Consider the following 20,947-nt stretch of genomic DNA (forward strand, 5'->3'; position numbering starts at 1 on the left):
CCGGGCGATGAAGCGCACCGCCAGGCCGTACAGCCCCAGGAAGACGGTGGCGGCCAGGACGGTCACCGGCAGGATCCTGCGGCGCAGGGCCTCACGCACGGTGATCGCGGCGATGGCCCACATGCGGCTCCACCCCCTTTCCTTCCCCGACCAGTTCGACAAACAGATCCTCCAGGGAGCGCTGGCGGGGCGCCAGCGTGTAGAGCCGCGCGCCGTGGCGGGTGACGATCTCCGCCAGGACGGGGATATCCTCCCGCCGGGCGAGGTGCACGAGAAACCGCCCGTTTTCCAGGCATCGCAGCGACACCGCCACCCGTACCAGTTCCTCCTCCGCCTCGCCCGTCAGGTCCGCGACCTCCATCTCCACAGTGGCCGCCCCGGCCAGGAGTTCGTTCAGCGGCCCGGCGCGGACGATGCGCCCGGCCTTGATGAAGGCCACCTCGTCGCAGACCATCTCCACCTCGCTCAGCAGGTGGCTGTTTAAGAAGACGGTCTTCCCGGCGCGCTTCAGTTCCAGGATGATCTCCCGCACCTCGCGCCGCCCCAAGGGGTCGAGGGCAGAGGTGGGTTCGTCCAGGAAAACCAGGTCCGGGTCGCCGACCAGGGCGACGGCCAGGCCCAGCCGCTGCTGCATGCCCTTCGAGTAGGTACGGACGCGGCCCCGCTCCCGCCCGGCCAGGCCGACGGTTTCCAGGACGCGGCCGATACGCTGCCGCGCCGTACCACGGTCCAGGCCGCAGAGGCGGGCGTGGAGCGCCAGCACCTCCGCTCCCGAAAGCCACTCCTGGTAACGGAACTGCTCCGGCAAGTAACCGATGCGGCGCCTGGCCGCCAGGTCACCCAGCGGGCGTCCCAGGACGCGGGCCTCACCGGACGTCGGGCGCAGGAGGCCCACCAGTACCTTCACCAACGTGCTCTTCCCCGCCCCGTTCGGCCCAAGGAAGCCGAAGATCTGCCCCCCGGCGATCGAGAGGCAGATCTCGGCGCAACCCAGGCCGGAACCGTAAAGCTTCGTCAGGCGGCCGGTCTCGATGACCTTCTCCATGCTTCGCCCTTCCTAGCGCAACGAGGCGGCAACCGCCAGCGCTTCGTCCAGGGTCAGGTCCGTACCGCCGACCATGTAGATCAGGCCGTCGGCCGCCCAGAGCAGGCCGTTGTCACCGCCGTGGCCGTCGAGGAAGGCCCCCTCCGTCCCGTTGACCCTCACCGGCCGGGCCTCACCCTTTACGCTGGGGATCAGCACGGTGTGCTGCCAGTCGGAGACGGCCTCCAGTTGCCGCCGCACGTTATCGGGCAGGAAGGGCAGGCCCAGCAGGGCGTCCCGCAGGGCGAGCACGTCGGTCCCCTCCGGTACAGTCAGTTCGGGGCTCTTCCCCTGGGCGACGACGACCTTCCGCCCGTCGGGCCGGGTGAACTCGGCGGTCGCCACCGGGTGCTGGCGCAGCGTGAACTCCTTCCCGTCCAGGGACTCCGGGAGCATCCGGTCGCTGCCGAACTGGGCCAGCAAACCGTTGATCGCCTCCACCTTCGGCGCGATGGTCAGCGTGAAGCCGGTCATCACGCCCCAGGACGGCTCGCCGCCCCCCGCCGCCGCCGGCACTTTGAAGCCCGGGCCGACGGCCTGCCGCGCCTCGTCCGGGGAAAGGCCCGTCCGGTACTCCGGCTCGCCGCTGGTCGCGATACGGCCGAACTCCTCGATGTCGGCCGGCCCCTGACCGGACAGCGCCTTTTCAATCTGCGCCCACTCCTGGCCGGAGATGCTGATCACGTGCACCCGCTCCACCCGGAAGATGTTAAGGAACTCCGTGGCCATCGCCCGCACCGGGGGGAAAGTAAAGGGAACGGCCAGGGCGCACACCGTAGCCGCCACGGCCACCGCCACCTTGAATCGACGCATTTCCTTACGCACTCCTTCCCATATGGTCCCGGGCCGGCCCTCGTTCCGCAGGCCCGCCCAGGCCGCCGGAAGGTCTTCCCGCCGCACACCGGCGGCGTTCAGACTCCGGTTCAGTATCGCTTCCACCAGGTTTTCGTCGGCTTTGAGCCGTTCCACCCTCTCCCGGCAGCGGGGGCACTCCGCCAGGTGGGCGGCGACGCGTTCAGACTCCCGGGCCGGCAACTCGCCGTCCAGGTAGGCGCGCAGCGCTCCATCCTTAAAACACATCGGCCATCCCTCCGTTCAGGCGTAAGTACTCACGCCGGAACTTCTCCTCGGCCCGCGCCAGGAGCTTGCCCACCGACCCCGGCGCCACGCCGGTCGCCGTCGCCACCTCCGCATAGCTCAATCCGGCGAAACGCAGGAGCAGGCAGTGCCGCTGGCGTTCCGGCAGCGTCGCCAACGCGCGGCGGACCAGGGCCACCCGTTCCCCGCGCAGGGCGTCATCCTCGGCCGAGGCCGCCGCCGGGACCTCCCGCGCCGTGACGGCCGTCTCCCGCCGGGCGCGGCCGGCCTCGCCGCGGAGCCGGTTCAGCGAGAGGTTCGTGGCCACCCGTGCCAGCCACCCGGCCAGGTTCGACCGGTGCCGCGGCGGGTTGAACAGCAGGCGGCAAAAGGTCTCCTGCGCCACGTCCTCCGCGGCGTACCGGTCGCCGAGGATGGCCGCTGCCCGGCGGGAGACCCGCGGGTAGTGGGCCTGAAAGAGTTCCTGGAAATCGGCCGGCGGCGCCGCCGCATCGCCGGGGGAAGGTCCGGAAATGGTGCGCACCCCCCGAAGGTCCTTCACTTCCCTAACACGACGCCGGCCCGGTTTTGTGACACCGGACCGGCGTAAAGAAGCATCAACATCCCCATGTTCACCGTCACCGCTGGTACCAGCAGTCACTGAGGAAGACCTCGTCCAGGACGATCACGTCGTCGGCCACCCGCACCAACTCCTGGCTGAGGTTGTAGGGAGACTGGTTACGGAACCAGGCGATCTCCACGTGCTTCCCGAGCCGCTTCACCTCGGAGATAACCTTGCTGTAGTCCGTATCCCCGGCGACGACCACGGCCACGTCGTATGTCCCCAGGAAGGCGCCGGTGAGAAGGTTGACGGCCAGGTTGATGTCGGTTCCTTTCTCCTCATAATAGGTGTGGCCGGTGGGGGTCACCCGCCGCCGAAGCTTGCCATAAACGATGTCCAGGTACGGCACCTGTGAGATGGTGTAAATGAAGCGGGCGTTTTTCTCCCTCTCCACGGGGTCATAGTCTTCGGGCAACTCTACGGTATAGAAGTAACCGCGCAGGAGTTCCCGCCCGGGCTTTATATTGGTGAGCTTGTTCATGAGCGCCCGGTAGTCGATGTTTGTCCGGCCGTAAAGGTCGCGGACGGCACTGTAGAAGTTACTGCCGTCGATATGGATAGTGACTTTTTTCATATGTCCCTCCTTAAAATGCGGTCGGCCCGCGGGGCTAGATGATAATAAAGGACTGGCGCCAAGGCCAATCCTTTCGGTAAGAGTGCTCCGGTGGAGCCAACCGATTATATGTGAGTACATTCTACGCACAGGAATACTCGGTTGTCAACCCATCCGGCGCAATAAGCTGTCACTGCGCTTTCGGCTGCTTAACCAGCTCTTCTTTCCCCGCGCCGCACTTCTTGCACTTCCCCGGTTTGCACCGGCCTTCATAGGTTTCGCCACAATGCGCACATTTCCAGACCGCCACCGGTACCACCTCTTACACAATATTCTTACCCGAGCCGCATCCGCCGCAAACGGGTCACCCGGTCGGCGATCGGCGGGTGGGTGGAGAACAGCCGGGCGATCGAGGCCGCGCTCAAGGGGTTCACGATAAAGAGGTGCGAGGTCGCCGGGTTGACCTCCATCGGGATGGCCTGCGCGCCCCGTTCCAGCTTCAGCAGCGCGTCGGCCAGGCCGTCGGGATTTCCGGCCAGACGGGCGCCGTAAGCGTCGGCCTGGTACTCACGGGACCGGGAAATGGCCATCTGGATGATCATAGCGGCCAACGGGGCGATGATGGCCATGGCCAGAGCGCCCAGGCCCCCTCCGCCGCCTTCCTCATCGTCACTGCGGCCGAAGCCGAAAATGGCCCCCCATTGCAGGATGTTGGCGATCATGGTGATGGCGCCCGCCATGGTGGCGGCAATGGCCCCGATCAGGATGTCACGGTTCTTAATGTGCGCGATCTCGTGAGCCAGGACGCCTTCCAGTTCGGTACGGTTGAGAAGCCGCAGTAACCCTTCGGTGACCGCCACCGCCGCGTGTGACGCGTTGCGGCCCGTGGCAAAGGCGTTCGGCTGCGGGGAAGGCGTGATGTAGATCCGGGGCATCGGCAGGCCCGCCCGCGTCGTCAGGTGCCTCACAATGTCATATAGCTGCGGCGCCTCGGCCTCGCTCACCGGCCGGGAATTCGTCATACGAATGGCAATCTTGTCGCTCTGATAATAGCCGATGAGGTTCATTACCAGGGCGATAATCAGGAAAATCAGCGCTCCGCTCCCGCCGGGGGCGATGTAATCCCCGAGGAGCACGAGCAGGACCGACAGGATTCCCATTAACAGCCAGACCTTAAGCGTATTCACGCCGATCATCAACCTCCCCAATTGCATGCATAACAGTCCTGGTTCCGTCCATCCCTTACGCGGCCGCCAGGCGCCCGTCCAGATAGTCGCCGTGGTAAAAACGCATCAGCCGCCAGGAACACTCCTGGTCCATAACGATGACATGGGCCGCCGGCCGGCGGCGGGCATCGGAAGGCCGAACCCCTTCCCGCCTGTCCTCTCGAGCGACCCTCCGCCGGTCCCCGGCACGCGTGGCGGGCATAACAACCGCCGCCTGGCAGCCAGCAATAAACCAGGCCTCTTCCGACCCGGTGCAGAAGCCGAACAGACCCAAGACAAGGAAAAACGCCAGGACAGCCCTTACAGACACCTTGGCAATCCAAAGACACATAAGCATTCATTATAATTATACCCTTCAATTCCACGCCGGTTAAGGAAACCGGCAGCGCGGTTTGGCCTATCTAAGCCGGCCAGGGCCGTCCAGCGACAATCTTCCCTCCCCGCCTCCACGCCGCAAGGCCGCAGCCCTGTTTGGAAGGCAACCTTAAATGATGGTCAGAGCCTTGTGAGTCTCACGCATGGGGAGCAGACAGAGGACGCACGGTAACATCCCGGCCAACGACGGCCTGGATAAAACCTTTCGAATCCTCGGAAACCCGGAACTTATCGGAACTCCGGGGAACTTTTGGCCCGGCTCCCCCGCAAAATTAAGAACCCGCGGGGCCTTGACTCCCGCGGGTTTGTCGTCCTGTTATGGTGCGCCCAGCAGGAATCGAACCTGCGCACCCGGCTCCGGAGGCCGGCGCTCTATCCTCTGAGCTATGGGCGCACTTCTGTGCAGCACCTCTTATTATAGCGCACCATGGCCGGTGATGCAAGGGCTGAAAGCCAGCCGCTTACAGGCCCACATCCTGCTGAACCTTCTTCAACACCCCGGCCGAATGGCGCAGCGCTCCTTCCTCATTGGGCGCCAGGGGCAGTTCAAGTATGCGCTCGCGACCGTCTCGTCCGACGACCGACGGGATGCTGCAGGCCACCCCGGTAAGGCCGTACGGCCCGTCCAGCGGGCCGGAGACGGTCAGAACGCTCTGCTGGTTCCGCAAAACGGCTTCACAGATCCGGCGCACCGCAAGGCTCACCCCGTAGTAGGTCGCCCCCTTGCGGGCAATGATCTCGGCCGCCGAGTTCCGTACCAGGTCGGCCATGACTTTTCGGTCGGGGCGGGGCACGCCGCGCAGGTCACAGAACTCGTCCACGTTCACCCCGGCGATGGTCGCCCGGCTCCAGAGGAAAACCTCCGTGTCCCCGTGTTCCCCGACCACGTAGGCATGCACGTTCCGGCCGTCCACCCCGCAGTGCCGGCTCAGGTACTTGCGGAAGCGGGCGCTGTCCAGCACCGTCCCCGACCCGATGACCATCTCCGGCAGCAGGCCGGTGAACCGCTGGGCGGCGTAGGTGAGGATATCGACCGGATTGGTCACCACCAATAGGACACCGCCCTGCCAGTACCGCGACAGTTCACGGCAAACCTGGCGGACCACATCCATGTTCCTCTGGACCAGGTCCAGCCGGCTCTCCCCGGGGCGCTGGTTGGCCCCGGCGGCGAGGATCACGACGCCCGCCCCCGCGCAATCCGCGTAGTCCCCCGCGTAAACGCTTACCGGGCCGACAAAGGCCATGCCGTCGGCGATGTCCATCGCCTCGCCTTCGGCACGGGCGCGGTTAATGTCCACCAGGACCAGTTCGTTAACCAGGTGCCCGGTCATCAGGGCATAGGCCGTCGTGGCCCCGACAGCCCCGGCTCCGACTACGGCGATCTTCATGGGCAAACCTCCTCGCTGATTGTTTTCCCCTAAAAGGGGAATTAGCAGCCGCCTTCCGGGCAAAAATGGCGGAAGGAGGGAAATTCACCGTGCGCAAGGTACTCTGGTTCCTGGCCCGGACTTATGTCGCCACCCGGCTTTGGCCGGCGTTTAAACGGCGGGCCGGGGAGCGCGTCCGCTACACCTTCAGTATACGCAATCTCTTCGGGGAAAACGCCGGCACCTGGTGGGAAATGCGGAAGACACGGCTGAAGTAGCGGAGGGCGAAGGGGGTGTATCGTGTGACAACTTCGACGGCCGTCATTATCCTCGTGGTAGCCGTCATCGCCGTCGGCGGCTGGTACCTGGTGCAGCAGAGCCGCCGGCGCTCAATCGAGGTCCAGGACGACCTGCGGGAGGAAGGCAAGCGGAAGGATGACCCCACCACCAGGTAGAGGACCGAAGCCTCGTCACGGGCCCGGGTCCCCCAAATCCGACACCGGAAACCCGGGCCTGCCCTTACTCCCAACAGTAATCTATATCCACCACGCGCCACCCTTCGGTCAGGCGCATGAGGGTGAAACGCCCCTGGCCGGATACCCGGTCCCCGGTGGCCCAATCCTCGCTGTAAAGGGCGACGGCCGCATAGGCCTGTGATCCGTCAAACCGCAGTTCAAGCCAGTCGGTGACCACCGCGCCGCCCGTATTGTCGCTGCCCCAGCATTCCCAGACCGCGTCGGTGAGCCGCTCCAGCAGGGGCCCGGCATAAATACGTCCCAGGCAGGTACGGAGTTCATCCCGGCTCGACGCCGAAAGATAGTTGTCGGCCTTCACGGCCTCCCCCACCAGCCGCCGCACATCCTCCTCGTCGGACGAAAGGCTTCCCGTGACCGAGGCGGCCGCCGGGCGCGGCGCAGGTATCGGCTTCCCACGCTCACCGTCTGTCCACCCACAGCCCCAGAGGGACAATAGACAGACCACTGCCGCGAGGGCGGACATAAGAAGATACCGGGACACGCCTTCTCCCCCATTCCGGTTAAGATCCTTATTCTATTCTATTCCTTGTATTACAGTTTTTCCCTGCTGAGAAAATGGATTTTCCCTTGCCCCGGAGGGTATCTTATCCGGGTATCACAATCCCCGGACCGGCGGATACTTCAAGTGAGAAAAGAATAAGGAGGTCGTACGGCATGCGTTGGGGGCGCTGGATGGGAGTCATCGCCGGTGTAGGCGCCGCGGCTATGGCATGGCGGTTAATGACGCGGCAGTCACCTCGCAGGAACCGATCCCTTATAACCAGGGTGCTGGATCGTTTGTAGCCGTATACAGACTGCGCATGGGAGGAAGGCAACGTGACAACCAGTGGACTGATCACCACCATCCTCATCCTCGCCTTGATCGCCGGCGGGATTTACCTGGTCCTGCGGCGCGACCAGGCCGGGGTCGGGACAACAGGAGAAAACCGGGCGGATGACCGGGATGAGCGTTCCTAGTATATAAGCAGAGCCCGCCGAACGGCGGGCTCTGCTCTGGCCGGCGTTGTTACGCGCGGTAACCCCAGCCGGTTTCCCCGGCCTGAGGACCCGCCGTCCAGGCGTTGGTCACCGGGCCCACGCCCATCCCGCCCGCGCGGTGCTGCTCAAGGTTGCGCCCCGCCACGGGCCCGAAGGACTGCGTCATCTGGTTAAGCAGCCCTCTTTCCATAGCCGGAACCTGGTACCAGCCCTTTTGGTTCATATATTGGAAGAGTTCATAGGCCATTCCGGCGCAGGTCAGAATGGTGTCGGTGAAGAGAAGTCTCAGCTCCGGGTCCGCGGCCTCCAGGGCGGCCGCCGTAGCCTTCGTCGCACCGCATTTATGCTGCATCAGGGCGCCGTTCGCAATGGCCTGATCGGACAGGTGCCTCGCCTGTGGGTGCGGGTGGACCGGCTGTCCGGCCTGCATCCCGTACTGGATACCGGCTTCCATGCGCATGCGGTAGGGGGTCGGGTCGATACCGCGTCCCTGCATAAAGCCCAGGGCCTTCTGGTAGTCCTGGATCATACGCTGCTGGTGGCGCTCCAGGATGGAGCGCAACTGCGGGTCCTGGCATTCCGAGATGTAGAGGGCGTGGTGGTCGATCGTTGTGACCTTGCCGCTCATCACCTCGTGCAACTCGACGGCCTCGTGGATACCCAGACGCATTTACAAAGCACCTCCGGTGTTAAATGTGGTACACCGGTATTATGCGCCGTTCACCACGCAAAAAAACAAAACCCCGCGCGTAGCGGGGATAAAGGAGGACGGTAGAACTGTTTTCCTAGATTCTACCTTGTATACAGTATAACATGCCCTCGCCGGGGTAGCGGAAGAAATTCCTTTGAAGTCCATACATTTTTACGTGCTCCCGTCCGGGCACGGCCGGAAAAGCCCCGGCGCCATTTCGTAGACACGGTGGGCGCTGAGTTCCTGGATGGCCACTTCCCGCCCGGCCAGGCGGATGAACATCTCCCGCGCCTGAAGAAGGGCATCTATCTGATCATAAGCATCCAAGATGACCCCCTGCTTGTCGAGGTACACAACCCATTTTACAATCCCATCCATTGTTCCGCCTCCGCTTGGGGACCTTTGTCCTACATCGTACCATCCGGCCCATCGCTTAATCATCGGGCATAAGTCCTAAGAACGCTGGGCATCCGGTCCTATTTACGGGGTGTAGAGAGCCCGGTGCTCTCAGGCACGACAGCCCATTGGATGGCATATGATGGTAAAAGCCTTAGGCAAGGAGGCCTACCCGTTATGTCCAAATCGTTTTTTGCTTTCTTAAGGGGTTCGGAAGAAGTCCCTCCCGTGAGAACGTTTGCCAGCGGCCGAACCACCCTTCAACTGGAGAACGAGACGGAGTTGCGTTACCGGCTGGTGGTCAACAACATCCGAAACCTCACCGAGGCTCACATCCACCTGGGGCGCAGGGGGCAAAACGGCCCCGTGGCGGCCTTCCTTTTCGGCCCGGTGAGCCCTGGCATTACCGTCACACGCGGCATCGTCGAGGGGACAATCGCACGGGAGGACCTTGTGGGCCCGTTGCAGGGCCGCCCACTGTCCGCCCTCGTCAGCGAGATGCGGGCCGGCAACACCTACGTGAACGCGCACACGAAACAAAACCCCGAGGGCGAAATCCGGGGTCAAGTCAGGCGGATGTAAACAACAAACCCCCGGCAAGCACCGGGGGTGTTTCCTTCCAAAGATGGTAGCGCTAACGGGACTCGAACCCGTGTCTCCGCCTTGAGAGGGCGGTGTCCTAGACCGCTAGACGATAGCGCCACGTTTTTTTGGCTGCGGGACTAGGATTCGAACCTAGACAACATGATCCAGAGTCATGTGTGCTACCGTTACACCATCCCGCAACGGTTTTCCTCACGCAAAAGTAATTATAGCAGATGGGCTTCAGGGTTGCAAGTCTCGATGCAACGAATCGCCCGGTCCAGGCGCGCCAAGCAGCGCTCCCGCCCCAGGACGCTGATGATGTCGAACAGGCCGGGGCCCACCGTCCGCCCGGAAAGGGCCAGGCGCGTCGGGTGGATGAGCGTCCCCCCGGAGACCCCCAGGTCCTCGATCACTTTGCGGTAGGCCGCCTCCGCGGACTCAAGGTCGAAGCACTCTACATCGGCCAGGGCCTGGCGCCCGCGGGCCAGGATATCGGCGACCCCGGGCTTCATGAAGTGCTTGCGGACGCCCTTCTCCTCGTAATCAAATTCATCGCTAAAGAAATAGCTCGACGCCTCGGCCAGCTCGGCCAGGGTATGCACGCGGCTGCGGACGGCGTCGATGACCCGCCGCAGGTAAGTCATCTCTTCCGCACCGGGCTTGTCCCCGATCAGACCCCGGGCCTGGAAAAACGGCCGCGCCCGCTCCACCACCTCGTCCAGCGGCAGAGCGCCAAGGTACTGGGCGTTGAGCCATGTCAGCTTTTTGACGTCATAGATCGCCGCATGCTTGGAGACGGCGTCCAGGCTGAACCGTGTCAGGATTTCGGCCCGGCTCATCACCTCGTTTTCGTCTCCGGGAGACCAGCCGAGCAGGGCCAGGTAATTGATAATCGCCTCGGCCAGGTAACCCTGGTCCCTGAACTCCTCGACCGCCGTCGCCCCGTGGCGCTTGGAGAGCTTCGAACGGTCCGGCGCCAGGATCATCGGCACGTGGGCGTATTCCGGCAGCGGGTAGCCCAGGGCGGCGAAGACGACCATCTGCTTCGGCGTGTTCGACAGGTGCTCCTCGGCGCGGATGACGTGCGAGATCCGCATCGCGGCGTCGTCGATCACGCAGGCGAAGTTGTAGGTGGCAATGCCGTTGGACTTCATTATAATAAAGTCGTCCATGACGGCGTGGTTGTCAAAGCTGACCTCCCCCCGGACCAGGTCCCGCACGACGGTCGTCCCCTCCGGCACCCGGATGCGCAATACCGGGCGCCGGCCCTCGGCCTCCAGCGCCCTCCGTTCGGCTTCCGTCAGTTTGCAGCAGCGGCCCTCGTACCGCGGGGCGCGCCCCGCTTTCCGGGCCTCTTCCCGCATGGCCGCCAGCTCGTCGAGGGTACAGTAGCAGGGATAGGCCAGGCCCTGTTCCACCAGCCGGGCCGCTTCCCTGCGGTACAACTCCAACCGCTCGGACTGCCGGTAGGGGCCGTACGGTCCGCCTTTGTCCGGACCCTCGTCCCAATCGAGCCCCAGCCAGCGCAGCGTCGTCAGGATCCCCTGAGCCGCCTCCGGGATGAAACGCTCGGTGTCCGTGTCCTCCAGGCGGAGGATAAAACGTCCGCCGTGATGCCGTGCAAAAAGCCAGTTAAAAAGCGCCGTCCGCGCCCCGCCGATGTGCAGGTTGCCGGTCGGGCTGGGCGCAAACCGCACGCGCACCTCTGTCAATCTGCGTCCTCCCCTGCTTGTTTATGGTACGGCTTCTATTATATTGCCTCGGTTGACGCCATGTAAAGCCGAAGGCATGCTTTGGCGAAGGATTCCCCCACACCACATCAAGGAACCATCTTTACCATGTTAAGATTTCCTAATATAATGCGGTTAACAGTTTGTCAAAGTTTTTCGACATATGATGCAAGGGGGGATACTATGAAAGGCAGACAGTCGAGTGGGAATCCTTTCCGTTTTCGGTCCATCCGCTCCCGGTTTATCATTCCCATCGCCCTGGTGGTCATCCTCGGCATTGTCGGTACGGCCCTCGGGACGGCGCGCCAGGTGCGGATCGAAGCCAACCTGGCCGCGGTGGAGAAGGTGAAGTCGGACCTCCGAACCGGCGAGGCGCTCCTGAACAGCCGGCATCCCGGACCGTGGCACATCCGGGACGGCAAGCTCTACAAGGGCGAAACCCTGATGAACGAAAACTTCGCCATTGTCGATGAGGTCGGGCGCCTGACCGGGGACACCTGTACCATTTTCCAGGGTGATACACGCGTCGCCACAAATGTGTTGAGGGATGGGAAACGGGCGGTTGGAACGAAGGTCTCCGATGAGGTGGCCCAGGTCGTCCTCAAAGAGCGCCGGGAATACTACGGCGAGGCCGACGTCGTCGGCGTAAAGTACCAGACGGCTTACAAGCCGATTGTGGACTCCGGCGGAGAGGTCATCGGGATCTGGTACGTCGGCGCCAATAAGCAGTTCGTGGATAAGATGATCAAGGACGCCGTCTGGAACGTCACCTGGACCTCGTGCGTCGCCTTGCTGGCGATTATCGGACTGGTCTGGCTCCTGACCAACTCCTTGACCCGGCCCATTCAGCATATCGTCGCCCAGGTCGACCAGGCCGGCAAGGGCAACCTGAACGTGACGATTGAAGGCGCCGAACGGCGGGACGAACTCGGCCGTCTCGCCCGCCATCTCAATGAGCTTCTCACGGAGTTCCGCAGCTTTATGACCCACGTCCGTACGGAAATGAACGCCCTGCTGAACGCCGCCGGAGGCATTTCGGCGAGCATGCAGCAGCTCTCGGCCACGGGCGAAACCCAGGCCAGCGAGTTGAGCAACATCTCCGAGGCCGTGGAACGGATGGCCGGCGCCATCCAGGAGATCGCCAGCCTAAGCCAGAAGGCCTTGACCAACTCGGAAGAAACCACGCGCACGGCATCGGCGGGCGAGGCCCAGGCCAAGACGGCGATGGCCGGCATGCAGGGGATTCACCAGCGAATGGACGAGCTGGGGCGTAACTCGGACCAGATCGGGGAGATCGTCGCCACGATCCAGGACATCGCCGAACAGACGAACCTGCTGGCCTTCAACGCCTCGATCGAGGCCGCCCGTGCCGGCGCCCAGGGGCGCGGTTTCGCCGTGGTGGCCGAGGAGGTGCGGCGCCTGGCGGAACGTTCGGCGCAGGCCACCAGGGAGATCGGCGAGCTGGTCGACAAGATCCAGGGCGCCGTCAGGGCGTCACGCCAGGCGGTGGAGGACGGTACCAAGGCCAACAACCAGGCCTACGAGGCCTTCCATAGCATCGCCGGCCGCATCAAGCAGGTAGGGGCGATGGTCGCCGAGATCGCTCAGGCCACCCAGGCGCAAACGGATGCCAGCCGCCGGGCGGCCGACGCGGCCCAGGCCATCGTCCAGGTCAACGAGCAGGCCACGGCGGCCACCGAGGAAGTGGCGGCCACCGCCGAGAAGCTGGCCGAAATGTCCCGGGACCTGAACGAGCGTCTTAACAGGTTCCGGATTATGGATTAACCCGCTGCTCTAGCCGTAAGAGGCGTTCCTTCCAGCCGGGCGGCCCCGACCAGCCGCCCGGCTTTCCGTCCGCCGCGGTCACGCGGTGGCAGGGGACGACCAGGGGGGTACGGTTCCGCCCCAGGGCGTTCCCGACGGCGCGCGCGGCTTTCCGGTTTCCGACGCGGGCGGCCACCTCGCCGTAGGTGAGCGTCCGCCCCCATGGAATATGGCGTACCGCCCGCAGCACACACCGGGTGAAGGGCGAGTAGCCCGTCCAGTCCAGGGGTATCCCCGCGAAACCTGGTTTTTCGCCTTTGAAATACCGGCTGAGGGCGGCGGCCAGCGCCTGTTCTTCCTTTCTCCCTTCGCCGGACCATGGATCCATAATCCTTCCCTCGCCCCCGACGGCGGCTATCGCCTCGGCAGGCGTGGGCAACGGCAGGGTGAGGGAGTACAGACCCTTCGACGACCAGAGCCACGCCGCCCACCCGGCCGGGGTTTCCAGAACGTATCCGCGCAACCCCGCTCCCCCCTTCTCGATAATGCGCTACAATGCTATTGATAAAACTTAGTTATGATTCGTTTCTCTGCCCCGGGCGAATGGTAAAATCGCATTAACGGCACAATGAAACCGTACAAAAAGAAGGTGAATACCAGTTGAACCCCCGTCTCACGACGATGACCACCAGTTCCGGGTGAGCGGCCAAGATCGGGCCGGCGGCCCTGGCGCAGGTCTTGCGCCATATCCCAACAATGGAGGATGAGCGGCTGCTCGTCGGTATCAACACCTGCGACGACGCCGGTGTGTACCTCTTGAACGAAACCACCGCCCTCATTCAGACGGTGGACTTCTTTACACCTGTGGTCGATGACCCGTATGATTTCGGGCGCATCGCCGCCGCCAACGCTTTGAGCGATGTCTACGCCATGGGCGGCCGACCGCTGACGGCGATGAATATTATCTGTTACCCCACCCAGGACGGGGATCTGGAGACCCTGGCGCGTATCCTCCAGGGCGGAGCGGCGAAGGTGAAGGAGGCCGGTGCCGTACTGGTCGGGGGGCATAGCGTGGAGGACCGGGAGCCCAAGTACGGGCTGGCCGTCACCGGCGTCGTGCATCCGGACCGGCTGCTCACCAACGCCACGGCACGGCCCGGGGATGCGCTGGTGCTGACCAAGCCCCTCGGCACCGGGGTCATCAACACCGCCTTCAAGGCGGACATGGTCCCCGAGGACCTCCAGCGCCGGACGACGGAACAAATGGCCGCCCTCAACGCCCCCGCGGCCGAAGCCGCACAGGAGACGGGCGTCAGCGCCTGCACCGACGTCACCGGGTTCGGGCTCCTGGGCCACGCGCGGGAAATGGCCGAGGCCAGCCGCGCCGGCCTGGTTATCGACGCCGGGTCGGTACCCCTCCTGCCCATGGTGCTCGATTTCGCCGCTATGGGGCTGCTGCCCGCCGGGGCGCACGCCAACCGCTGCTTCCTCGGTGAGGCCGTCCTTATCGAAGAGGGCGTCCCTCTCGCCCTCTCCGACCTGCTCTTCGACCCCCAGACCTCGGGAGGGCTGCTCCTCAGCGTACCGGTGGACCGAACCGAAGACCTCCTGGCCGCCCTGGAGAGAAGAGGTGTGCGCGGCGCCCTGATCGGCCGGGTGGTCGCCGGGCACCCGGGGCGGATCCGGGTCACCGCGCGGGGATTGTAAGACATGCTCGCAAGGCTGGCAACCATAAGGAGCCGCGGAACACGGCTCCTTCTCTATTGCCCATTCCTCATCATTCCGCTATTTGCCGGCCAAGGCCCGGGACGGCCGCCGCAACGGGCTGCGTCAAGAGGCTTACCACAACCAGCGTCAGGGCCGACAGGGGCAGGGCGAAGACGATGGGGTCGACCATGTTCCACGGGAACTCGGCCAGCGTCGGTTTGCCGAACAGGGCCTGGCTGATGCCGAAGGCCACCGCCTCCTTGGCGTGCAGGAAGGTCATGACGAAGAGGCTGGCCAGGAGCCCGACGACCACGCTCGCCATGGCCCCCGCCCCGGTCGCCCGTTTCCAGAAGAGCGCCGCGGTGTAGGCCGGCAAAAACGCCGCCGCGCAGATCCCGAAGAAGGTCGCCGTCGCCACGGCGATTATGTTGCCGGGCAGGCGGTAGCACAGGGCCACGGTGGCCAGCAGGGTGAGCAGGATGCCCAGCCGGTTCACGGCGATGCTGGACCTCTGGTAGAGGTCATGGCCGGCCGCCGTGCCGATGGCGTGGAACTGGCCGCTCAAGGTGGACATGGCCGCGGCCAGCAGGGTCAGCATAAAGACGTAGGCGAACCAGGACGGCAGGGCCGTGTTGATATAGAGCGGGATAATGCTGTCAATGTTCGGCTGGCCGGTGGCCGGGTTAACCGAAGCCATAAGGGAGATCTTGCCAAGCGTCTGGTGGAAGTAAACGTTCGTCAGGGGACCGACGACGTATACCGCGCCCACGACACAGAGAATAAACAGGCCCCCGATGACCACGCCCCGGTTCAGTTCCCGCGGTCCCTTTACCGTAAGGAAACGGACCACCAGCTGGGGCTGGGCCAGCACCCCGATCCCCACCCCGAGCACAAGGCTCGAAACGGCGACCCACCACAACTCGGACCCAAGGGCCGGCATGCTTGTCCAGCCCAGGTGACCGCGGGCGGCCAGGCCGGCCGGGACCAGGGATCCCATGTCCGTCAGGGCCCGGTGGGCGGCGGTGATGCCTCCGAGCTTGACGTAGGTAAAGACCAGGAGGTACAGCATGCCCACCGTCATAATCGAGCCCTGCAGGGCATCGGTGTAAAGCACGCCCTTGAGGCCGCCGGTGATGACGTAAGCACCGACGATAAAGGTGATGATCAGGACGGCCAGGTTGAAGTCAATGTTCAGGGTGGTTTCGACGAAGCGGGCGGCGCCGATCATCACCGCCGCCGCGTACAGGGGCATGGCGACCACGATCACCCCGGCCGAAACGCGGCGAATGAAGTCGGAGTCGAAGCGGCGTCCCAACAGCTCCGGCAGGGTGCTGACACCCAGTTCCCGCCCCATGAGCGCGGTACGCTTGCCGTAGAGGACAAAGGCCACAAAGATTCCGATAAAGATGTTGGCGAAGACCAGCCATAGGAGCCCCATGCCGTACAATGCCGCCGCCCCGCCGAAGCCGACGATGGCCGAGGTGCTGATAAAGGTCGAACCGTAAGCCATGGCCATCAGGAAGGGGTGCGCCTCTCCCCCGGCGATCAGGTAGTCTTTGTTCGACCGGGTCCGGCGATAGCCCAGGTAGCCGAGAAAAGCCGTGACGGTGATATAAACGGCCACAACAACAATCATGCTCGCGTTGCTCACCGGGGATCCCTCGTCTCCTTTCGTATAACGCTCTCTCCGCTCTCTCCGCCGGTCAACGGTCGCGGTTCCAGTTCACCAGCCCGTAGCCCACGCAGAGCAGCCCGGACAGGACACTCAGCAGGTAAGCCGCCGCCACGGCGGAATCGGGAATGCCCAGCATCTCCTCTCTCACTCCCCTTTCTGCCTCTCTTTTTTCTCTCCCCTGTCCCTCAGGAAGGCGGAAACAAGGGTTGCCACCCCGAGGATCACCATTGCCCACGCCGTCCAAACGCTCAGAGACGGCGATTTAAGACCGAACTTGGCCACCCAGTAAAAGACGGTGGCCAGTAATAGGGCCGCAAGTAACAGGCTCGTCAAACCGCGCATTCCAGGTACCCCTTTGTCGTGGGATGTTAAGCGGGGAGGTGGCTGGCGCCGCACCCCGGGCAGCTTTCGCCGCCGTCTCCTCCGGTTTCCCCGGTGCCTCCCGCCTGCGGCGGGCGCACCTTCTCGGCCATCGCGGCCAGGCGCTCGGCCACCTTGAACCCTACCGTCCCCTCCGGGAACCGGCCTTCCTCGTCCGGCGTGCCGGCGGGCATACCCGTGAGAATCTGCAGGCCGTCCTCGACCCGGTCCACGGCCCAGACATGGAACCGACCGGCCCTCACGGCCTCCACCACCTCGTCTTTGAGCATCAGGTTCGCAATGTTCGTCTTCGGGATGAGCACCCCCTGGGTGCCGGTCAGGCCTCGGGCGGCACAGAGGTCAAAGAAGCCCTCCACTTTCTCGTTCACCCCGCCGATGGCCTGGACATCGCCCCTCTGGTTGATAGACCCGGTCACCGCGATATCCTGGCGCAGCGGCACGTCGGCCAGGGCCGACAGGAGGGCGTAAAGCTCGGCGCTGGAGGCGCTGTCCCCGTCGACCTCCTCGTAGCTCTGCTCGAAGACCAGCCGGGCGGTCAGGGAGAGCGGCCCCAGCCGGCCGTAGGCGGCCGCCAGGTACCCGCCGAGGATCATTACCCCCTTGGTGTGTAAGCGGCCTCCCAGCCTCGCCTCACGCTCGATGTCGATCAGCGACCCGGATCCGGGGGCGACCGAGGCCGTGATGCGGCAGGGACGCCCGAAAGAAAGGTCGCCCAGGTGAGAAACGGCCAGCCCGTTCACCTGCCCGACGACGGCCCCTGCGGTGTCGATCAGCAGGAAATGCCGCTCCATCGCCTCTTGAATCCGCTCCCGGACCAGGCTCGAACGGCCGAGGCGCTCGGTGATCGCCCGTTCCACGTGTTCGGCGGCAATGCGCTCCGCGTTCTCCCGGGAGGCGTAGTAGCTCGCCTCCCGGACGACATCCGCCAGGTCTGCGAACCGCGTGGACAGCCGCGCCTGGTCCTCGGCCAGCCGCGAGCCGTACTCGATGATACGGGCTACGGCCCCCTCGTCCGGCGGCCGCAGATCCTCCTTGGCACAGAGGGCCGCGCAGAAGGACACATACTTCCGCTCGCTGTCCGGGTCACGCGGCATCCGCGTGTCGAACTCGGCCTTTACCTTGAACAGCTCCCTGAAGTCCGGGTCGTAATTATAAAGGAAAAAATAGATGAAGGGGTCCCCGAGGAGCACCACCTTGATATCCAGGGGGATCGGCACCGGCTGCAGCCCCTTGGTCAGCATGAACCCAAGCCGCTCGCCCGGCTCCTCGATGACGATCTCCTCGTCCCGCAGGGCGCGTTTCAGGGCATCCCAGCTAAAGGGGTTGCGCAGGAGTTCCTCGACCGGGATCACCAGGTAGCCCCCGTTGGCCCGGTGCAAAGCTCCGGCCCGGATCATGGAAAAGTCGGTCACCAGCGCACCGAACTGCGCCTCACGCTCAACCCGCCCTACGAGGTTCGGCATGGTGGGGTTGACCTCGATCACCACCGGGGCTCCCTTGCGGCCGGCATGGCTGACCAGGACGTTGACCTCGTAGCGCCGGAAGGGCTGGGCGGCCACCCAGGGGGGCATCCCCTGCTGCCTCTCCCCGCCCCGGAAAAGGGGGATGTTTTCTACGATGTCCTGCTCCACCTCGTCCAGATACGCGAGCACGGCCGGATGGTCCGCGTAGCCATCCCGGAGCCTCTCGACCAGGTGCCCGACGGCGAACCGCGCCGTCTCCCGTTCCAACTGCTGCACGGCCTCGGCCGCCTGGTGATCCAGGTTGTGCATCTGCCTTACGGCCTGCTCAATGTCCTCTTCCAGCTTCTCCCGTCGCGCCGTAATCCCTTGCCGGACCTCGGCCGGGAGGGCGAGAAACTCCTTCTCCTTCATCGGCTGCCCGTCAACGGCCGGGATGATAAAGAAACCCATCGGGGTACTCTGGAGGAAGAAGCCCTCTTCCGCCGCCCGGCGGTTGACCCTCTCCACCACTTCGTTCTTCTGGGCGGCGAAGCTCTCCAGTGTTTCCGCCTTGCGGCGGGCGTATTCCTCGCTTTCGAAGACCCGGGAAATCTCTTTCCGCGCCGTCTCCACCAGGTCCCGCATTTCCCGCGCCAGGACCGCCCCCTCCCCCGCGGGCAGGCGTATCGCCCGGGGGCGGTGGGGCTCGGCGAAGTTGTGCACGTAGCAAAAGTCCGGCGGCACGGGCCGGCTGCCGGCCAGGTTCTCAAGGAAGGTCCGGACCGCCGTGGTCTTTCCCGTCCCGGGCAGGCCGGCGACATAGACGTTAAAGCCCCGCATCTTGATGTCCAGGCCGAACTGCAGGGCCTTGACCGCCCGTTCCTGGCCGATGATGGTCGGCTGCGGTGAAAGATCTTCGGTGCCGGCGCCGCCAATCGTCTGCGGCAAGCAACAAGCCCGCAACATTTCCGGCTTCAGTTCCAGAATCAATGTTCTCTACTCTCCCCACCGACAATGCATCGCCAACCGGTGACCCGCGTAAGGATGATGGTGGACGGCTTCCCGGTTAACGTATAAATTTACTAAATTCGCTACCGGCAGAATAAATTCCTGTCCGCTGCTGCGGTAAGAGAAGAATGCCTCGCGGGATCAATGTTTTTGTAGTAAGATTAACGATGGAGTGAAACCATGCGAATGACGATTTACCAGCCGCCGGTGGTTGAATTCACGGACGTCACGGTGACCTTGCGGGGCCGGACCGTCCTTGACCGGGTGAACCTGGCCATTGAACACGGTTCGTTCGTGGCCGTTCTCGGACCCAACGGCGCCGGCAAGACCACCCTTGTACGGGTCATTCTCGGCCTGCTGCAGCCCCGGCAGGGAACGGTGCACCTGTTCGGTGCGCCGCCCGCGGGCCGTGGTCATCAGCGCCACCTGGTAGGTTACCTGCCGCAACGCCAGAGGTTCGACCCCCGTTTTCCGGTATCGGCTCTGGACACCGCCGTAATGGGCCGCGTGGCCTGCATCGGTCTCTTCCGCTTTCCGTCCCGCGCCGACCGCCAGGCGGCGGCGCGTACCCTGGAGCGCATCGGCCTCACCGGGGAACTGCAGAACCGCCAGATCGGGGAGCTTTCCGGCGGCCAGCAGCAGCTGGCTCTCCTGGCCCGGGCGCTGTGCAGCCACACCCGGCTTCTGATCCTGGACGAACCCACGACCGGCCTGGACGCCCAGGCGCAACAGCGCTTCTATACCGTCGTGCAGGAACTGCAGCGGGACCTCGACCTCACGGTCATCGTCGTGTCCCACGATCTGGCCGCGGTAACGGCCCACGCCGACCGGTTCCTGCTGGTCGAAGGCGGGCGGGTGTCCCAGACCACGCCCCCCGACGTGGCGCGCCGCCTCTGGCCGGAACTGACCCGGGCGGGAGGCCGCGCAAGATGAGTGAGTTTCTGGCCTATGACTTCATGCAGCGGGCCCTGGCGGCCGGCGTCGTGGCCGGGCTGCTCTGTGCTGTCGTCTCGTTCTTTGTCGTCCTGCAGCGGCTGTCCTTCGCGGGGGTCGGCATCGCCCACTCCGCCCTCGGCGGTATCGCCATCGGGGTGCTGACCGGGATCAACCCCCTTCTTACGGCCGCCTTTTTCTGCACCGGCGTCGCCTGGGGCATCGGTGCCGTCAGCAAGAAGGGCGAGGTCCATGAGGATTCGGCCATCGGCGTCTTTTTCGCCGTGGCGATGGCCTTCGGCATCACCTTGATCAGCCTGGCGCGCGGTTACTATCCTGAGCTTTTCAGCTTTCTCTTCGGGAACATCCTCGCCGTCACCGCGGGCGATCTCTGGCTCCTGGCCGCTGTCGCCCTGGCGGTCCTGGCCTTCCTGGCCCTTTTCTTCAAAGAGCTGCTCTTTATCTGTTTCGACGAGGAGGCGGCACGCGCCTCAGGGCTCCCTGTCACCCCGCTGTATTATGCACTCCTCACGGCCGTCGCCCTGACGGTGGTCGTCACCGTGAAGATCCTGGGCATCGTCCTGGCGTCCGCCCTGCTGGTCCTGCCGGCGATCACCGCTCACCAGTTGACGAAGAACTTTCGTCCCCTGCTCGCCCTCTCTCTGGGCGCCGGGCTCTTTTCCTCCGTCCTCGGCCTCTGGCTGTCTTACCGCTTTGATCTCCCGTCCGGGGCGACCATCGTCCTCTGCGGCGCGGCCCTCTTTTTCGCCAGCCTGGTTTTCAAGCAGTACCGGCGGCCGGTGTAACGGCCTCCCAT

At 64.4% G+C, this 20,947-nt stretch carries 23 protein-coding genes and 3 tRNA genes; 8 read left to right on the forward strand and 18 right to left on the reverse strand.

Going from position 1 to position 20,947, the window contains the following annotated elements:
* Positions 1 to 91: 91 nt before the first annotated feature.
* The 8 genes from QMC81_08790 to QMC81_08825 form a co-directional block, all read right to left on the reverse strand.
* On the reverse strand, positions 92 to 1,045 hold the full coding sequence (locus QMC81_08790) for an ABC transporter ATP-binding protein (GenBank protein ID MDI6907565.1): 954 nt from the start codon (positions 1,043 to 1,045) through the stop codon (positions 92 to 94).
* Positions 1,046 to 1,057: 12 nt separating this feature from the next.
* Complete coding sequence (locus tag QMC81_08795; protein MDI6907566.1) at positions 1,058 to 2,164, reverse strand: zf-HC2 domain-containing protein; 1,107 nt, start codon at positions 2,162 to 2,164, stop codon at positions 1,058 to 1,060.
* Complete coding sequence (locus QMC81_08800; GenBank protein MDI6907567.1) at positions 2,154 to 2,705, reverse strand: RNA polymerase sigma factor SigX; 552 nt, start codon at positions 2,703 to 2,705, stop codon at positions 2,154 to 2,156. The genes QMC81_08795 and QMC81_08800 overlap by 11 nt, the downstream gene beginning before the upstream one ends.
* A gap of 94 nt (positions 2,706 to 2,799) precedes the next feature.
* Positions 2,800 to 3,357, reverse strand: a complete 558-nt coding sequence (locus QMC81_08805) for an NYN domain-containing protein (protein ID MDI6907568.1) — start codon at positions 3,355 to 3,357, stop codon at positions 2,800 to 2,802.
* Positions 3,358 to 3,671: 314 nt separating this feature from the next.
* The gene (locus QMC81_08810; GenBank protein MDI6907569.1) at positions 3,672 to 4,532 is read right to left on the reverse strand and encodes a zinc metalloprotease HtpX; all 861 of its coding nucleotides are present in this window, start codon (positions 4,530 to 4,532) and stop codon (positions 3,672 to 3,674) included.
* A 46-nt stretch (positions 4,533 to 4,578) separates the two neighbouring features.
* A complete protein-coding gene (locus tag QMC81_08815) occupies positions 4,579 to 4,764 on the reverse strand; it encodes a hypothetical protein (protein ID MDI6907570.1) in 186 nt (61 codons plus the stop codon).
* Between the two features lie 492 nt (positions 4,765 to 5,256).
* Positions 5,257 to 5,331: transfer RNA gene (locus QMC81_08820), tRNA-Arg, on the reverse strand.
* Positions 5,332 to 5,398: 67 nt separating this feature from the next.
* Positions 5,399 to 6,325, reverse strand: a complete 927-nt coding sequence (locus QMC81_08825) for an L-lactate dehydrogenase (GenBank protein MDI6907571.1) — start codon at positions 6,323 to 6,325, stop codon at positions 5,399 to 5,401.
* An 89-nt stretch (positions 6,326 to 6,414) separates the two neighbouring features.
* Here QMC81_08825 and QMC81_08830 point away from each other — a divergent pair, with 89 nt between their 5' ends.
* Both QMC81_08830 and QMC81_08835 read left to right on the forward strand, forming a co-directional pair.
* Entirely contained in the window at positions 6,415 to 6,582 is a 168-nt protein-coding gene (locus QMC81_08830) for a hypothetical protein (GenBank protein MDI6907572.1), read from the forward strand.
* Between the two features lie 24 nt (positions 6,583 to 6,606).
* Entirely contained in the window at positions 6,607 to 6,759 is a 153-nt protein-coding gene (locus QMC81_08835; GenBank protein ID MDI6907573.1) for a hypothetical protein, read from the forward strand.
* A gap of 64 nt (positions 6,760 to 6,823) precedes the next feature.
* On the opposite strand, the gene QMC81_08840 is transcribed toward QMC81_08835, so the two are convergent.
* A complete protein-coding gene (locus QMC81_08840; GenBank protein ID MDI6907574.1) occupies positions 6,824 to 7,321 on the reverse strand; it encodes a hypothetical protein in 498 nt (165 codons plus the stop codon).
* Positions 7,322 to 7,656: 335 nt separating this feature from the next.
* Between QMC81_08840 and QMC81_08845 the strand changes: the two genes are divergently transcribed.
* A complete protein-coding gene (locus tag QMC81_08845) occupies positions 7,657 to 7,797 on the forward strand; it encodes a hypothetical protein (protein ID MDI6907575.1) in 141 nt (46 codons plus the stop codon).
* Between the two features lie 49 nt (positions 7,798 to 7,846).
* Here QMC81_08845 and QMC81_08850 read toward each other — a convergent pair whose 3' ends face one another.
* A complete protein-coding gene (locus QMC81_08850; GenBank protein MDI6907576.1) occupies positions 7,847 to 8,488 on the reverse strand; it encodes a spore coat protein in 642 nt (213 codons plus the stop codon).
* A gap of 192 nt (positions 8,489 to 8,680) precedes the next feature.
* Positions 8,681 to 8,887: a hypothetical protein gene (locus QMC81_08855; protein MDI6907577.1), complete on the reverse strand. Its 207-nt coding sequence runs from the start codon at positions 8,885 to 8,887 to the stop codon at positions 8,681 to 8,683.
* A gap of 195 nt (positions 8,888 to 9,082) precedes the next feature.
* On the opposite strand from QMC81_08855, the gene QMC81_08860 reads away from it, so the two are divergent.
* Positions 9,083 to 9,487 (forward strand): CHRD domain-containing protein, encoded by a 405-nt coding sequence (locus QMC81_08860; protein ID MDI6907578.1) that lies wholly within the window; start codon positions 9,083 to 9,085, stop codon positions 9,485 to 9,487.
* A 44-nt stretch (positions 9,488 to 9,531) separates the two neighbouring features.
* Here the strand turns inward: QMC81_08860 and QMC81_08865 are convergent.
* The 3 genes from QMC81_08865 to gltX all read right to left on the reverse strand — a co-directional run bounded on the left by QMC81_08865 (position 9,532) and on the right by gltX (position 11,202).
* Positions 9,532 to 9,607 (reverse strand) — tRNA-Glu (locus QMC81_08865).
* A gap of 9 nt (positions 9,608 to 9,616) precedes the next feature.
* Positions 9,617 to 9,690, reverse strand: a tRNA-Gln gene (locus tag QMC81_08870).
* 24 nt (positions 9,691 to 9,714) lie between these two features.
* Positions 9,715 to 11,202 carry a glutamate--tRNA ligase gene (gene gltX / locus QMC81_08875; GenBank protein MDI6907579.1) on the reverse strand — a complete coding sequence of 496 codons (1,488 nt, stop codon included), beginning with the start codon at positions 11,200 to 11,202 and terminating at the stop codon, positions 9,715 to 9,717.
* Between the two features lie 201 nt (positions 11,203 to 11,403).
* Here gltX and QMC81_08880 point away from each other — a divergent pair, with 201 nt between their 5' ends.
* Entirely contained in the window at positions 11,404 to 13,005 is a 1,602-nt protein-coding gene (locus QMC81_08880) for a methyl-accepting chemotaxis protein (GenBank protein MDI6907580.1), read from the forward strand.
* Here the strand turns inward: QMC81_08880 and QMC81_08885 are convergent.
* Positions 12,995 to 13,507, reverse strand: a complete 513-nt coding sequence (locus QMC81_08885; GenBank protein MDI6907581.1) for a methylated-DNA--[protein]-cysteine S-methyltransferase — start codon at positions 13,505 to 13,507, stop codon at positions 12,995 to 12,997. The two genes, QMC81_08880 and QMC81_08885, sit on opposite strands and share 11 nt — an antisense overlap.
* A 158-nt stretch (positions 13,508 to 13,665) precedes the next feature.
* On the opposite strand from QMC81_08885, the gene selD reads away from it, so the two are divergent.
* The gene (gene selD / locus QMC81_08890; GenBank protein ID MDI6907582.1) at positions 13,666 to 14,691 is read left to right on the forward strand and encodes a selenide, water dikinase SelD; all 1,026 of its coding nucleotides are present in this window, start codon (positions 13,666 to 13,668) and stop codon (positions 14,689 to 14,691) included.
* Positions 14,692 to 14,761: 70 nt separating this feature from the next.
* Here the strand turns inward: selD and QMC81_08895 are convergent, their stop codons facing one another.
* The 3 genes from QMC81_08895 to QMC81_08905 form a co-directional block, all read right to left on the reverse strand.
* Positions 14,762 to 16,342, reverse strand: coding sequence for a sodium:solute symporter family protein (locus QMC81_08895; protein MDI6907583.1), 1,581 nt, complete (start codon positions 16,340 to 16,342; stop codon positions 14,762 to 14,764).
* Between the two features lie 168 nt (positions 16,343 to 16,510).
* Positions 16,511 to 16,708: a hypothetical protein gene (locus QMC81_08900; GenBank protein MDI6907584.1), complete on the reverse strand. Its 198-nt coding sequence runs from the start codon at positions 16,706 to 16,708 to the stop codon at positions 16,511 to 16,513.
* A 26-nt stretch (positions 16,709 to 16,734) separates the two neighbouring features.
* Entirely contained in the window at positions 16,735 to 19,179 is a 2,445-nt protein-coding gene (locus QMC81_08905) for an ATP-binding protein (GenBank protein MDI6907585.1), read from the reverse strand.
* A gap of 198 nt (positions 19,180 to 19,377) precedes the next feature.
* Between QMC81_08905 and QMC81_08910 the strand changes: the two genes are divergently transcribed.
* Positions 19,378 to 20,130 (forward strand): metal ABC transporter ATP-binding protein, encoded by a 753-nt coding sequence (locus tag QMC81_08910; protein ID MDI6907586.1) that lies wholly within the window; start codon positions 19,378 to 19,380, stop codon positions 20,128 to 20,130.
* Positions 20,127 to 20,936, forward strand: coding sequence for a metal ABC transporter permease (locus QMC81_08915; protein MDI6907587.1), 810 nt, complete (start codon positions 20,127 to 20,129; stop codon positions 20,934 to 20,936). Before QMC81_08910 ends, QMC81_08915 begins: the two co-directional genes overlap by 4 nt.
* The last annotated feature ends 11 nt before the right edge of the window (positions 20,937 to 20,947 follow it).

This window comes from Thermoanaerobacterales bacterium, assembly GCA_030019475.1.
GTDB lineage: Bacteria > Bacillota > Desulfotomaculia > Desulfotomaculales > JASEER01 > JASEER01.

Coding starts and splice junctions, on each gene's coding strand:
- QMC81_08790 (MDI6907565.1), bottom strand. CDS start 1,045: ATGGAGAAGGTCATCGAGACCGGCCGCCTGACGAAGCTTTACGGTTCC.
- QMC81_08795 (MDI6907566.1), bottom strand. CDS start 2,164: ATGTGTTTTAAGGATGGAGCGCTGCGCGCCTACCTGGACGGCGAGTTG.
- QMC81_08805 (MDI6907568.1), bottom strand. CDS start 3,357: ATGAAAAAAGTCACTATCCATATCGACGGCAGTAACTTCTACAGTGCC.
- QMC81_08810 (MDI6907569.1), bottom strand. CDS start 4,532: ATGATCGGCGTGAATACGCTTAAGGTCTGGCTGTTAATGGGAATCCTG.
- QMC81_08815 (MDI6907570.1), bottom strand. CDS start 4,764: ATGCCCGCCACGCGTGCCGGGGACCGGCGGAGGGTCGCTCGAGAGGAC.
- QMC81_08825 (MDI6907571.1), bottom strand. CDS start 6,325: ATGAAGATCGCCGTAGTCGGAGCCGGGGCTGTCGGGGCCACGACGGCC.
- QMC81_08850 (MDI6907576.1), bottom strand. CDS start 8,488: ATGCGTCTGGGTATCCACGAGGCCGTCGAGTTGCACGAGGTGATGAGC.
- QMC81_08855 (MDI6907577.1), bottom strand. CDS start 8,887: ATGGATGGGATTGTAAAATGGGTTGTGTACCTCGACAAGCAGGGGGTC.
- QMC81_08860 (MDI6907578.1), top strand. CDS start 9,083: ATGTCCAAATCGTTTTTTGCTTTCTTAAGGGGTTCGGAAGAAGTCCCT.
- QMC81_08880 (MDI6907580.1), top strand. CDS start 11,404: ATGAAAGGCAGACAGTCGAGTGGGAATCCTTTCCGTTTTCGGTCCATC.
- QMC81_08900 (MDI6907584.1), bottom strand. CDS start 16,708: ATGCGCGGTTTGACGAGCCTGTTACTTGCGGCCCTATTACTGGCCACC.
- QMC81_08910 (MDI6907586.1), top strand. CDS start 19,378: ATGCGAATGACGATTTACCAGCCGCCGGTGGTTGAATTCACGGACGTC.
- QMC81_08915 (MDI6907587.1), top strand. CDS start 20,127: ATGAGTGAGTTTCTGGCCTATGACTTCATGCAGCGGGCCCTGGCGGCC.